At 45.6% G+C, this 14,203-nt stretch carries 11 protein-coding genes; 5 read left to right on the forward strand and 6 right to left on the reverse strand.

The window, feature by feature from the left end:
- Positions 1-161: 161 nt before the first annotated feature.
- Both Q1A86_RS03375 and gorA read left to right on the forward strand, forming a co-directional pair.
- Complete coding sequence (locus tag Q1A86_RS03375) at positions 162-671, forward strand: hypothetical protein (protein ID WP_299802872.1); 510 nt, start codon at positions 162-164, stop codon at positions 669-671.
- A gap of 316 nt (positions 672-987) precedes the next feature.
- Positions 988-2,343 carry a glutathione-disulfide reductase gene (gene gorA / locus Q1A86_RS03380; protein WP_299802873.1) on the forward strand — a complete coding sequence of 452 codons (1,356 nt, stop codon included), beginning with the start codon at positions 988-990 and terminating at the stop codon, positions 2,341-2,343.
- 115 nt (positions 2,344-2,458) lie between these two features.
- Here gorA and Q1A86_RS03385 read toward each other — a convergent pair whose 3' ends face one another.
- Together Q1A86_RS03385 and Q1A86_RS03390 are read right to left on the reverse strand one after the other, a co-directional pair.
- Complete coding sequence (locus tag Q1A86_RS03385) at positions 2,459-4,411, reverse strand: BCCT family transporter (protein WP_299802874.1); 1,953 nt, start codon at positions 4,409-4,411, stop codon at positions 2,459-2,461.
- 579 nt (positions 4,412-4,990) lie between these two features.
- Positions 4,991-6,082 carry an NADH:flavin oxidoreductase gene (locus Q1A86_RS03390; protein ID WP_299802875.1) on the reverse strand — a complete coding sequence of 364 codons (1,092 nt, stop codon included), beginning with the start codon at positions 6,080-6,082 and terminating at the stop codon, positions 4,991-4,993.
- Positions 6,083-6,374: 292 nt separating this feature from the next.
- Between Q1A86_RS03390 and Q1A86_RS03395 the strand changes: the two genes are divergently transcribed.
- Positions 6,375-7,544, forward strand: a complete 1,170-nt coding sequence (locus Q1A86_RS03395; protein ID WP_299802876.1) for a hypothetical protein — start codon at positions 6,375-6,377, stop codon at positions 7,542-7,544.
- A 917-nt stretch (positions 7,545-8,461) separates the two neighbouring features.
- Here Q1A86_RS03395 and Q1A86_RS03400 read toward each other — a convergent pair.
- From Q1A86_RS03400 to Q1A86_RS03415, 4 genes are all read right to left on the reverse strand, one after another.
- Positions 8,462-9,616: a M20 aminoacylase family protein gene (locus tag Q1A86_RS03400; protein WP_299802877.1), complete on the reverse strand. Its 1,155-nt coding sequence runs from the start codon at positions 9,614-9,616 to the stop codon at positions 8,462-8,464.
- 83 nt (positions 9,617-9,699) lie between these two features.
- Positions 9,700-10,686, reverse strand: a complete 987-nt coding sequence (locus Q1A86_RS03405) for a DMT family transporter (RefSeq protein ID WP_299802878.1) — start codon at positions 10,684-10,686, stop codon at positions 9,700-9,702.
- Between the two features lie 39 nt (positions 10,687-10,725).
- Complete coding sequence (locus tag Q1A86_RS03410) at positions 10,726-11,505, reverse strand: aspartate/glutamate racemase family protein (RefSeq protein ID WP_220782605.1); 780 nt, start codon at positions 11,503-11,505, stop codon at positions 10,726-10,728.
- Between the two features lie 64 nt (positions 11,506-11,569).
- Positions 11,570-12,736, reverse strand: coding sequence for a Xaa-Pro peptidase family protein (locus Q1A86_RS03415; RefSeq protein ID WP_299802885.1), 1,167 nt, complete (start codon positions 12,734-12,736; stop codon positions 11,570-11,572).
- A gap of 341 nt (positions 12,737-13,077) precedes the next feature.
- On the opposite strand from Q1A86_RS03415, the gene Q1A86_RS03420 reads away from it, so the two are divergent.
- Together Q1A86_RS03420 and Q1A86_RS03425 are read left to right on the forward strand one after the other, a co-directional pair.
- A complete protein-coding gene (locus Q1A86_RS03420) occupies positions 13,078-13,758 on the forward strand; it encodes a PAS domain-containing protein (protein ID WP_299802887.1) in 681 nt (226 codons plus the stop codon).
- A gap of 20 nt (positions 13,759-13,778) precedes the next feature.
- Positions 13,779-14,162 (forward strand): RidA family protein, encoded by a 384-nt coding sequence (locus Q1A86_RS03425; RefSeq protein WP_299802889.1) that lies wholly within the window; start codon positions 13,779-13,781, stop codon positions 14,160-14,162.
- The last annotated feature ends 41 nt before the right edge of the window (positions 14,163-14,203 follow it).

The raw sequence follows: 14,203 nt of genomic DNA on the forward strand, positions 1-14,203 counted from the left end.
ACCAGTAGTCAAACTATGCTCGTTAGCTATACTCAATTCTAAACACCGATAGCTCACGGCTTTCGCTCTTGCTTGGCAAGCAGTTACCCATGCAAGAGCGAATTCAATATATTAATGCAGATGCAAGATTACACGGACAGTAATCTGAAGAGGAACAGGGAATGTTACTTCGAACCCGCCTAGTCATAGGCCTAGCCATCATATTCTATAACCCGCTCAGTTTCGGCGCAGAGCCCGATGAGCCAACTCTCGCGTTAGGCAGTGTGCTTAATGATAAGGGACAGCCCATTCGCGTTCCCAGCGAAACTCATAGCCATTTCAATTACTCAGCTCCCGCGACTTCCGCCTCCAAGGCATCTTCTCCTCAAAAACAGCCGTCTCAGAAAACGTCGTCAAAAAAATCATCCAGCAAGAGTCAGGCTAGAAAATCCAAACCGAAAAGCCGTAAACAGCGACTCGCCAGCCGCAGCAGCGTAGCCAACGACCCTAGCTGTCGCTGGCTTAATGGCCGCATGAACAATCTAGATAAGCATCTTAGCGCCGGAGTGAACTCACGCAATAGGCACTATCAACAGGAGCTCGATATCCGCCAACAAGAGTGGCAGTGTATGAAATGCGGCGCAGAGGGACCAGAACAGAGCGATCACGCATCTTGTCAGTACAAGCGCTAATTCAACCCTGCCATCATAAGCTATTGGTCTCACCTCACAAGGGTGAGACTTGAAGCAGACACCACGCATCCCCATTTAAGAACAGGCTTATTAACGGTGCGATTAAAGTCATCGGTCTGTTAAATTATGGGGCTAGCTGGATCACAAAATTACCTCTACAATGGCTTGTTCTTGAACTGGCACAAAGCCAATAAATTAATGCGTTTTTGCTCTCGCCTAGGAGGCTAGCGTTAGCGCATTAAACATAATTACAGGTACAAAAGCCTCCCATTTTTCTGCTTTTGTCCAACAGTTCGCAACCTTATTGGAGATACACATGGCTCAACATTTTGATTATATCTGTCTTGGCGCAGGTAGCGGCGGTATTGCATCGGCTAACAGAGCGGCCATGCGCGGTGCTAAAGTATTGCTTATCGAAGCAAAAGAGCTAGGTGGCACTTGTGTCAACGTAGGTTGTGTACCGAAAAAAGTCATGTGGTACGGCGCCCAAGTGGCTGAAGCCATGAATTTGTACGCTAAAGACTATGGCTTTGACGTTACCGTCAACAAGTTTGACTGGAGCACATTAGTTGCTAGCCGTGAAGCTTATATCGACCGCATTCATGGTGCATACGACCGTGGTCTAGAAAGTAACGGCGTGACCTTAGTACGCGGTTACGGCCGCTTTGTCGATAGTAAAACTATTGAAGTTAACGGCGAACACTACACTGCCGACAACATCTTAATTGCCACTGGTGGCGCAGCGACGATTCCAAACATTCCAGGTGCTGAGCACGGTATTGATTCAGACGGATTCTTTGCTTTAACCGAACAGCCAAAGCGCGTTGCCGTAGTTGGCGCAGGCTATATCGCCGTTGAAGTTGCTGGTGTATTGCAGGCCCTAGGCAGTGACACTCACCTATTTGTGCGTAAGCATGCACCACTGCGTAATTTCGACCCTATGTTAAGCGAAGCGCTTATGGAGTCGATGGCGATTGATGGCCCAACACTGCACACTCACAGCACGCCAGAGTCGGTCACCAAAAATGCTGATGGCAGCCTAACTCTTAAGATTGAAAATAGCGAAAGCTATGATGTTGATTGCCTTATCTGGGCTATCGGTCGACTTCCATCAACAGGTAACATCGGCCTTGAAAACACTAAGGTTGAGCTAGACGCCAAAGGCTATGTGATCACTGATGAGCAACAAAACACCACAGATGCTGGCATTTACTGTGTTGGCGACATTATGGCTGGCGGCGTAGAGCTAACACCAGTAGCTGTTAAAGCCGGTCGTTTATTGTCGGAACGTTTATTCAACGGCATGACAGATGCCAAGATGGATTACAGTGTGATTCCAACGGTTGTATTTAGCCACCCAGCTATCGGCACTATGGGCCTTACCCAACCAGAAGCTATCGCAGAGTATGGCGAAGAAAACGTCACGGTTTACACCTCAGGTTTCACCTCTATGTACACCGCAGTCACAGCCCATCGTCAGGCTTGTAAAATGAAGCTAGTGTGTGCTGGCGACAACCAAAAAGTCGTGGGTATTCACGGTATCGGTTACGGTATGGATGAAATCTTGCAAGGCTTTGGTGTGGCGATGAAGATGGGCGCAACCAAGGCTGATTTCGATGCCGTCGTTGCGATTCACCCTACAGGCGCGGAAGAGTTTGTTACCATGCGTTAAGCACTGCTAATCGAATCATTAGCAATAAAAAAGCCGCTATTAAGCGGCTTTTTTGTGCCTAGTGTTTGTCGCTTAATGCCTGAAAATCCATTCTCAAGCATTAGCCATTAAACAATTAGCTAGGGGTATTCAATCGTGCCTGAATAGCCTGCTTAACCTCTTCTTGAGCTTGTAAGGCTTCCTCTTGTTCCTTCTCACGCATAAGCGTATCAAAGGCAACTCGCGCTTCTTGTGCCAGCTGTGACGCCTCTAACTTAGCCTCTTTAGCCTTCATCGAGTCGTCGGTTAACTGGCGTAACTGCTCGATAATCTCATCAGGTGCATCACCTAATTCAACACTCGATTCACCACGAGCTAATGCTTCTCTACGCAATTGCTTTTTCAGCATCCAGATTGCATCGTTGGCTTCACGCTCAAGTTCTGCCGCTTCAATTGCGTTATCACGTAGCCCTTCAAAACGTGCCAGTGCCTGACCTTCTTTACTCCATGGATCAACATCTGGTAGATCTGAAATATTGATCACCGGATCCACATAGCTATCTTGATGACTTAAATCTAACATCGCCGCTTTAACGCCTGAGATCATCAGCATTACTGCAATAACCAATAGCGGTAAACCACCTACAATTGCCGCTGTTTGCAATGTTGCCAAGCCGCCCATAAACATCAGTGCCGAAGGCATAAATGATAGAGTAAAAGCCCAGAACAGACGGTTCCAACGCATTGGATCTTCGGTCACGTTAGTTTGTACTACTGACGCTAAGATGTAAGAAATAGAGTCGAACGTTGTCGCGGTGAAAATCACACATAGCAAGGTAAACAGTGCGATGATCAAGGTACTAAACGGTAGCGTTTCTAAAATAGCGAAGATGGCACGGGTTGCGCCTTCGGCGTTAAGAATGCTCACCACATCTAATTGACCAGACAACTGCAGTGATAAACCATAGTTACCTAGAATGATGAAGTACATAGAACAACCTAGTGAACCGAAGAACACCGCACCAGATACCATCTGCTTAATCGTTCTACCACGAGAAATACGAGCTACGAATAGACCCATACTTGGCGCAAATACTAACCACCATGCCCAGTAGAAAATAGTCCAGTCTTGTGGGAAATGAGTATCTTCAAAGGTACCCATGCCACCAAATGGTTCAGCCCAGGTCGCCATCACAAAGAAGTTAGATAGCATACGACCGATAGAGTCTAAGCCAGTTTCCAACATGAAGATTGTCGGGCCACAAACTAATACAAACAGCAGTAAACCTAAGGCACCCCAGAAGTTAATGTTACTTAAAATCTTAATGCCTTTGTCCATACCCATGTAAGACGAGTAAGCAAAGATACCGGTACAGACCATCAATACTAAAATCTGGCTGCCAGTCGTTGCAGGAATACCAAATAGGTAGCTAATACCTTCGTTAATAAGTGGTGCCGCTAAACCTAGTGTGGTTGCTGCGCCGCCCAATAGACCGAAGATAAATAGTACGTCAATCACTTTACCTAGTTTACCAAAGCTATTGGCTTCACCAATAACAGGCATTAAAGCAGCAGATACCTTAAGTACAGGCTGTTTACGCACATAGAAGAAATAGGCAATTGGAATAGCTGGGATCATATAGATACACCAAGCGATCGGTCCCCAGTGGAACAGACCATAAGTGGCCGCCCAACGTACCGCTTCTTCACTGCCAGCCTCTAACTGGAATGGTGGGTTTTGATAGTAGTAAGCCCACTCAATGGTACCCCAGTACAAAATACTGGCACCGATACCGCCACAAAATAGCATTGCCGCCCAAGACGCCAACGCAAACTCAGGCTTCTCATCAGGATCACCCAGTTTGATCTGACCGATATCAGAGAAAACGATATAGATCATGAAGAAAAATGCCGCCAAACCTAGGCCTAAATAAGCAAAGCCCAGCTTGTCTGTCATAAATGTTTTAGCGACTGCAATCCACTCAGCCCCTTCCTCTGGAAATATCAGCAAAGGGATCACAACAGCACAAAGCAGCATTAATGCGCCGAAAAATGTCGGCTTATCGATAAGCTCGAAGTGTTTTTTCATTTTTATTATCCGTAACAACCTAAACACAGATTTAATTAAGTGCACGCCACAGACTGCTCCCCGTACTGAGAACGTCAGACGGGTTTTCTACTGAGAGAAAGAGTATGAATAATGTGTGTGAACGGTTTTTTTTGTGAGTCTTGTAACACTCGAAAGTTATCCAGATTACGATTAATATGGACTAAGGATAAAATAATGTTAATTCAACTTGCTGTCGACAAACTTATATCGCGAATAAACGCAATTTGTGACGCAGTTCTCATATGGTTCAAGGCAATTAAAACTTGCCGAGCAATTAACAGCCGAATGTTAACAAAAGCCCGCCACAGCAAGCGATGAGGATAGATAGGAACGGCAACAACCACCAAAGCACTTACACTAAACACCTATAAATAAGCGTTTCATTTAAATATAGGCCGAATCTAATATAATTAACAAACTCATGATGAAGATAACTGAAATTAGGAGTTTGGTTATACTGAAATGCTCAAGCAAAACTAGAAGCAGACTTTAGTGATTAATGAGTTGCCGGAGGAGTGACGCCAATTAGCCATTATTGGCATCAACATTATCGACGACTTAGCGCTTCTTATATACCACGCAGAAATTACCGCGCTTAGTACGACATTTTGAGCATCGCTCGCAGTCGACTTCTTTAATACAGCCATCCTGCCAACGCTTTACTAAGTGCGGTTCAGCTAAAAGTGGTCGTGAAAGAGCAAAATATTGAATATTAGTTGTAGTAGCAATCTCATCAATAGCAGCAATATCCGCTAAGCCACCAACAGTAATAACCGGAACATTCACCTCTTGGCTCACGACAGCGCCGTACTCTCGGAAATAACCTTCACTTTGTATGGTGTAACCATCAAATGTCTCACCCACTACAGTATTGGCATTACCATGAATGTTACCAGAGATAATAATCGCATCGACGCCAACCGCTTCCAGCTTTTTACAGATAGCTCGAGTGTCATCGAAGGTTAAGCCACCATCGAAGAACTCAGAAGCAGTTAACTTAACTAGAATCGGAAAGTCATTGCCAACCAGCTTGCGGATCTCAGCGTAGATCTCCAACAAGAAGCGCATACGGTTCTCAAGACTACCGCCGTATTCATCTTGACGCTGATTGTAGTAAGGGCTTAGAAACTGATTGATCAGATAAGTGTGCGCCGCATGGATCTCAACGCCATCGAAGCCCGACTCTTGTGCGCGGCGGCTCGCCTCGGCAAACGCCTTTACGATGTAATCGATCTCCGCTTTGGTCATCGCCTTACCCATGGTTTGGGTACCGCGCTCAGCAATAGCGCTCGGGGCAAAGATCACTCGCTCACCCACATTGTAAGTGGTCTTAGTACCACCATAGGCCAGTTGCATTGCTATTTTAGAGTCATAACCATGTACCAGCTCGGTCAACTTTTGGTATTCGGCAATAAACGAGTCGTCATACATGCCCATCATGCCCGCATTAGGCTTTTCCTCGGCAACGATGTTGGCGTAGCCCGTGACAATTAGCCCCACTTCACCTTTAGCCAGCTCTTCATACACAGCGTACAACTTGTCGGTCATATGGCCTGTTTCAGTCGCCATATTTTCCCAAGTCGCACTGCGTACAAAACGGTTTTTCAGGGTCATGCTGCCAATACGGCTAGGTAAAAACAAAGTGCTCAAGTGGATTCCTCTTAAATTTTATTCTGTGCTAGCTAACGGGATTCGCAAGCAACAAAAACAGCAGGCGCGGGATCCTACGCGCAAAATATAAGAAATTCCTTAAGCTAGGTTCAGCTTTTGGTAATTAGTCTTGCTCGCGTAAATTAAAAACTTACTTTCTAGAGAGACCATGATTACAAAACTCACGGAACGTTTTGATTTTAAATAACTAACCAGTTAATGTTGCCTCTAAAAATAACGACTTAACACTAAGTCCAATTTCCCCCTTACAGCCACCTTCAGAGACAGGCCTATGTACACTCGGATGTTGCCTTGTATTTTAGCTTCACTACTTTCAAGTATTGCTTTACCTGTATTCGCCGCAGATGACTTAAGCGGGATCTGGCAAGGTACATTAGGTAAAAGCAAAATCCGCGTCTGCTTTAATGAATACGGCACCGGCAGTTATTACTATCAGCGCTATTTAACGCCGATAAGACTCGAGCAAGTCGATAACCATTGGCAAGAAGACAAGCAAACTGGCTTCTGGCAGCTTGATAAAACCAGCGAGCAACAACTTAGTGGGCTATGGTTTAAAACCGAGAGGTTTAAAACCGAGAGGTTTAAAACCGAGAGGTTTAAAACCGATGGGGTTAATAAAGAAGGGTTTAATAACGAGCCGTCTGCCTCTGGCAAATCGTTAGCCATTACGCTTGAACGCCAAATCAGCCCAGACGGCATCAATGATTGCAGCAGCGACGCTTTCAACCAGCCGCTAGAAACAGCCCCAAAACTTAGCCGTGGTAAATGGCAGCCATTTGAGAATGAAGACTCTGAGTCATCTACTTCTGACCAAGCTAATCATCAGTTATCTGGATCTCAGCAGATTAGCTATCGCCAACTAACATATGGCGCAGAAATCGGCTTAGAGCTTAAAGGTGAGCAAGCAGGCATAGCTGCAATTAATCTGTGGCTCAAGCAAAAGCTGACTAGCGAGCAGCAACTTGCAAAAACCTTTGAAACCCGCCGCAGAATGCTAGCGCGAGTAGGCCGAGCAATCGCAGATGAAACCGGAGCTGAAATCGATTTTATTAACCAAGATTGGTTAAGCGTGCGATTTTACCGCTGGGCTGCAGGCTATGGCGCAGGCGGCATCAATCGCACATTCACCAGCTTCAACCTTAGCGATGGCAATCCATTCCACCCATGGCAATGGTTTATCAAGGACGCAGCCTTTGATGAAATGCAGCATCAACTGCCAGCCGCTCTCCGCGAAAAGTTGTTTGCCGATATGGAAGTTTTTGAAGATTGCGATAATTCTGATGGTTCAGGCTATTTCTACCTAACCCTCAGCCCAAAAGGCATCGAAATTTGGGAAACACCCAACGGCAGCGGCTGCGAAAACGAATTCACCCTCAGTCCCCAAGAGGCACTGCCGTTTGCTACTGAGTTTGGTAAAAGTCAGCTTAAGCTAATGGAGTAAGGCTCCATTGTTGAGTCAGGTGTTGGAACCTTAGAGTAGTCTTTAAGCCGAACTTAAATCGACTATCTGTGGTTCCAATGGCCTGCAGCGGTGCATGTGCAGAACCTAGAAGTTCAGCCAAAACAGTGAACCTTTACCTCACCAATGCTTAGGCTGCATTTGATGTAGCTTCCCACACCAGTGGTTCCAATGGCCTGCAGCGGTGCATGTGCAGAACCTAGAGGTTCAGCCAAAGCATGAACCTTTGCTTCACTAATTCTTAGGTCGTTGTTGGTTTATCTGCCACCATCATTGGTTCCAATGGCCTGCGGCCAGCGCATGTGCAGACACTGCCGAAGCACGCTGCAAGCACATCCCTGTGAGCTCTACGGTTTCATCCCTGAAACCGAAGGCTTCAGCCGTATCTACACGGGTTAGACAAGCGTAATGTTTAGGTTTTTTACTTCCATTTCAATACCTAAAATATCTAAATGTTTTACTTAGAAGTCAAAGAAAACACCAATCCCCATCGGAGTTGCTGAAGTCATTGAAGAACTCTTGTAAACATTAGGCGCGTGAGCGAGTCATGGATGACGAGGTAGCCTTAGGTGAGCTAGGGATGGATGACGAGGTAGCCTTAGGTGAGCTAGGGATGGCGAATATGAGGCGATAGCGATTTTCGAAAATGACTGAGGATCAACAACTTCGTTAGGGGCGGCTCGGACTCTTTATTACAGAAATGGCCAAGAGGGGGAAGCTGTTGCCCCCCCTTTTGCCCGAGTGTGAGCTGGAAGCTCACGACCTTAGTTGTTAGACGAAGTCTAACTCCCCCCTTGCGAGCGCTTGACGCAAAAACCAAGCAACAAAAAAAGGCTATGAACCTAAGCTCATAGCCTTAATCTAAACCCTGCAATATATAGCAAATAGTTTATAACGAACTATTTAGCCAAACACTGTTCAACCAGCGTCTGCCAGTATCTCAGACCAGATACTAAGATATTGTCGTTAAAGTCGTAAGTTGGCTTGTGTAGCGCCACGCTACCACAACCACAGCCTGCGCCGTTACCCACTAGGATGTAACAACCTGGTGCTTCACGTAGCATGAACGAGAAGTCTTCACTGATAGTGAATGGCTGACAGCTGCCGTTAACTTTATCTTCGCCAACAACTGTCTCAGCAGCGCGAATCGCGAAAGCCGTTTCAGCTGGGGTGTTGATAGTCGATAAGAAGCTGTTGTTGAACTTGTAAGTGTAATCAACGCCTGCTGACATACACTGACCCGCAACGACGCGCTCAAGGGCTTTCTCAATCTTGTTTAACGCGATATCAGTAAAGCTACGAGTATCACCTGTGATAGTCACTTTAGTTGGGATAACGTTAACTGTACCGTTAGTAGCAAACTCAGTTACCGAGATAACTGCAGTTTCATCAATCGCGCTTAGGTTACGCGATACGATAGTTTGAATTGCTGTGACGATTTGCGCGCCAACAACGATAGGGTCAGTCCCCATATGTGGCATTGCCGCGTGGCCGCCCGTTGCTAGTACTTCAATTTCAAAGCTACTTTCGCTTGCCATTACTGAGTGTGGGCGAGTCACGAAGTGACCTGCTTCAATACCCGGTAGGTTATGCATCGCGTACACGCCGTCGATTTTCCAACGAGTGAATAGGCCGTCGGCGATCATCGCTTTAGCACCCGTGCCGCGCTCTTCATCTGGTTGGAAGATGAAGTAAACCGTACCGTCGAAGTTCTTAGTTTGTGCCAGCTCATGGGCAGCAGCAAGTAGCATTGCCGTGTGACCATCGTGACCACAAGCGTGCATTGCACCTTCATTTACTGATGCGTAATCGAAAGTGTTTTCTTCATGAATATGCAGGGCGTCCATGTCGGCACGTAGACCAATTGAACGATCGCTATCACCACATTTTAAGATACCTACAACGCCAGTGCCGCCGATGCCTGTGTGCACTTCAATGCCAAACTCTTCTAGTTTAGCTGCTACAAATGCTGCAGTCTCGTGCTCTTGGGTACCAAACTCTGGGTGCTGGTGAATGTGATGACGCCACTCAATAACTTTCTGTTCGATATTCATATGCTTTTCTCTTTATAACAACAAACCGGTGACTAGGTCACCGGTGATAAAAATTGATTTAATTTGCTAACTGAAGCTCTCAGTTACTGGCTGCGGCATGGCTTAGGTGCGATTGGTAGCTCTGCTTCCGCCTCTTCCGCCTTTGCCTTGTTCTTGTTGCCAAGTTTCATGAAGGCAATCATCGAAGTAATAACCACAGCGATAGCAATTAAGCGCATTGGTGTTACCTGCTCACCTAGAGCAAATACTGCTAGGATGAATGAAGACAGTGGCATTAGGTTTAGCGCCATACCGGTACCGTCAACACCTACACGCTCCATACCGTAGATGTAAACTAGGTAGCTCATACCTGAAATACATACACCTAAGATAACGATACATAGGATACGTAGTGGTGAGCTAAACACGTTCAATGCAGAGCTAAAGTCAGCGCCAACAACGAACAGGTACAAACCAAAACCAAGTGCAGCGAATACAAACTGGTGGAACATAGTCGCAACTGAACCGTACTTGTCAGCCAGTTTGGCACGAGCATAAGCCATGGTTGCAAAGCTTGCTGCTGAGCCGAAACAGATTAGGTGACCAATGTTGAAACCTTGTGTTTCAGACTGTGGGTCCATCACTAGAATCGCCACACCTAGGAAAGCACCTAGTGCACACATGATTTGCATAACAGTGAAACGCTCACCGTGACGCAGGAAGCCAACACTCAAGATTAGGATTGGGATCAAACCTTGGATAACGCCGTTTTCAGAGGCAGTAATATAATCCAAAGATAGGAATGATAGGAAGCTGAAAGAACCTTGACCAATGATACCGCAACATGCAGCCCAGAAGATGTCCTTACGGTTTTCCCAGTTAAGCTTGAAATCGGCTTTCTTAGTCATCTTGCCCGTTGCAAGACCGATGTTGAAAATCAAACCTAGGGTAATAAATGCAACAGTATAACGTAACCAAACAAGTACTTGAGGATCCATCACCTCAAGGATCGGTGTACCTACAATCCACGGGATACCCCACAACAGACCAACGAAAATCGCAGCCATCCAACCTTTTTGTGTATTAGTCATTATTATTTTTCCAACAATTTATATTTGGTAGTCAACAGCTTAAGCTGTCTGATTATTAAGTAGTTTGCCGTAACCTGGGCATTGAGCCACGTTGCCGGTTAGGTGCATTGCATGCCAGAACATGGCAGAGTTACTGCACACAACTGGAATGCCGAATTTCGCTTCGATCTCTTCGATATAATCAAGTACACGTAAGTTAGTGCATGACATAAATACTAATTCTGCGTCAGAATCTTTTAGCATCTGCTCAAGCGCTGCGAACATAGATTCTTTAGCCACTAGAGTGATGTCGGTATCGCGTTCGATACCCAATGAACCGAGTGTTACTACGTCAAAATCTGCATCAGTTAACTGCTGGTACAGTGGGTAGTTAACGCTGGTTGGGTATGGTGAGAACACAGCAATCTTTTTCGCGTTCAAATGCTTGAATGACGCTTTTGCTGCTGTCCATGGGTTAGTCGCTGGGATGTCGCCACGGTTTTGAGTCAATAAGTCAGCGACTTTTTCTTCGCCGATAATGATTGAAGCTGATGTGCAGCCAAATGCCATCACATCCATAGGTAGACCTGTTGCGATCAAGTCAGACGCTTCAACGATTCCGCTAGCGATTTGATCAAGTGCTTCAGGGGTCATTTCGCTTGAGTAGTAGACGCGAGAGCTAAATACGCCTGCTTGTGTGCCGAGTAGCTTAGCCCAGTCCATTTCTAGACTGTGGTCTGTACTTAACTGCACTAGACCGATATGTACGCGGTTAATTCTTGGAGCCTGCTTGTGCTCAAGCGGCTGTTCAAACGAGGTAAAGGCTTCAAAACTCATCATAATGAGATGCTCTTCAGTAATGATTTCTCCGGCTCCCTCCGGAGAAATCAATGGCTATATAAAGTTATTTGATAATCAATAATTCTGGTTCAGCGCGCTTGCTTAACCACTCTGCACCGTTCTCGGTGATCACGATGTTCTCTTCGTGAACCATAGACTTACCTGGTGCGTAAACCATGCCTGGCTCTAGTGTCATCACCATGCCTGGCACTAATAGTGTATTGTCAGTTGCCGTGTTAGACGGGCGCTCAGTTAGCTCCATACCTAAGCCGTGACCTAGACGACCTACGTCGTTACCTAGTGCACCGTTAGCCTCTAGTACTTTCCACATTGCGTTGTAGATGTCTGAAGTAGTGTTACCTGGGCGTGCAGCGTCAAAACCTGCAGTAGTCGCGTCATAAGTTGCACGATAAGCCGCTTTAGTTTGCTCACTTGCGTGGCCAAATGCCCAGTTACGGTCGAAGTCTGAGAAGTAACCGTCACGTACTGCACCGGTGTCGATGATTAGTACGTCGCCGTCTTCGATTACACGGTCAGTTGGACCCATGATAATACTGTCGTAACCGTCTTGGCCTGAACCTGCGATGATGTATGGACATTCATCGGCGCCTTCCATCAGCATATCGATACCGAACTGCTTACAGATTTCACGCTCCGTCATACCCGCTTTTGCGTAACCAGGGATCTTGTCGAAGCCCACGTTAGTGATGCGACAGATTTCACGTACTTTTTCGATCTCAGCTTCAGACTTGACCTGACGAAGCTCATGAACAGCTAGCGATACGTCAACGAATTCTTTGTTTATTAAAGTAGTTAACTGTAGGTAGTTAGCTACTGGCATACGTAGGTGAGACTCAATACCTAGGGTTGCACCTACACGGCCAAAGCGTGAAGGAAGGCTGTTAAGCACGCTAGCAACGATGCTGATACCGTCGTCTTCTGGACGTGGTGAAGCCCAAGTGTGAATGTCTTCAACCCAAGTACCCGCCATGCCGCTTGCACCAATTTCTGGAATAACCGCGATTGGCTTGCCTTCTGCAGGAAGGATTAGGAACCATGGACGAGTCGGGCTGTGCCAGAACTGAGTGTGGAAGCCTGAAAAGTAACGTACGTTAGGCTCGGTAGTTAACAAAATCGCGTCTACTTCTAGCTCACGCATTTTCTGCTGCGCTTTAGTCGCACGCATTTCAAATTCAGCTGTTGTAAATCCACGCTGTAATATGCTTTTCATTTTTATCTCCACATCCCACAAACTGGCCTATTTGCCAAAAGGTCACTAAAGTGACCGGAAATCAGTTTTAGTCAACTATCGTTAACTTGGTGCGCATCATACTGTTTGCTGAATTTAAAAATGTGACGCATATCTCATAGTCAAAATCTGTTAACTCAGGATATGCTGTTAAACAAAAAAATCATGACCAAAGTCAAATATTTTAAACCATAGTTAAATTTAACTTGCTTAAAACCGCAAAAAAACGTCCCATAGTTACATAAAGTTGATTCAAGGCTTGTATTGTTGACTCAAAAAGTTGACAATAACAGCATCTATAGTTCACAAAAGTAATCTAAAAAATGATTAAAGCGGCAGAACAGGCATTTAAAACGGAATTTACAGCTAGTGATCGTCAGCTATTGCAAAGCTATTTCTACTTAGCTGAAAGCATGGCCGATCTAATAGGGCCTCACTGCGAAGTCGTAATCCATTCTTTAGAGAGCTTTGAGCAGTCGGTGGTGAAGATTGTTAATGGTCACCATACAGGTCGAAAAGTAGGGTCGCCGATAACCGACTTAGGTTTAAAAATGTTGCGCCAGTACGAACAAACGGGCGAGCTAACACCTAAGAGCTACTTTAGTAATAACAAGGATGGCGAGATGTTGAAGTCGAGCACCTGCATATTACAAGGCGAGAAAGGCAAACCAATTGGTATGTTTTGCGTCAATATGAACTTGTCGCACCCGTTCCCAGAGATCATTAAAACCTTGATGCCTGACATGTCACAGCATCACAGTTTCGATATGACTGAAAACTTCAGTTCATCGGCTGGAGATGTGGTTGAACAAGCGTTAAGCCACGCGGTAACAGAGGTAGAAGCAGACCCTAATGTCAACCTAAAAGGCCGCAATAAAGCTATTACTAAGGTGTTGTTTGACAACGGCATCTTTGAATTAAAAGAAGCGACTAACATAGTTGCTAACCATTTAAGTATTACCAAGCATGCGGTGTACAAGTACATCCGTGAATTTAAATCCTAATTATCAGAGATAACTAAGCTATGAAAACTGTAATCCATACTGAAAATGCTCCAGCTGCAATTGGTCCATACTCTCAAGCACTTGCTTTCGACAAGTTAGTATTTACCTCAGGTCAGCTGCCGCTAGACCCTGCAACTATGGCTTTCGTAGAAGGTGGTATTAAGGAACAGGCTTTCCAATCTCTAAACAACCTTAAAGCTGTTCTAGAACAAGCTGGCGCAGGTACTGATACTGTACTTAAGACCACTTGTTTCCTAGCTGATATGGAAGATTTCGTTGCTTTCAACGAAGTTTACACTGAAGTATTCGGTACTGAAGCGGCTCCAGCTCGTTCTTGTGTACAAGCTGCTCGTCTTCCAAAAGACGCACTAGTAGAAGTTGAAGCGATCGCTTTCATCAAATAACTTAAATTTAGGCTAATAACAGCCTATTTAAGTCAGTCTGA

Origin of the sequence: uncultured Shewanella sp., from assembly GCF_947497935.1 — a bacterium.
Classification (GTDB): Bacteria; Pseudomonadota; Gammaproteobacteria; order Enterobacterales; family Shewanellaceae; genus Shewanella.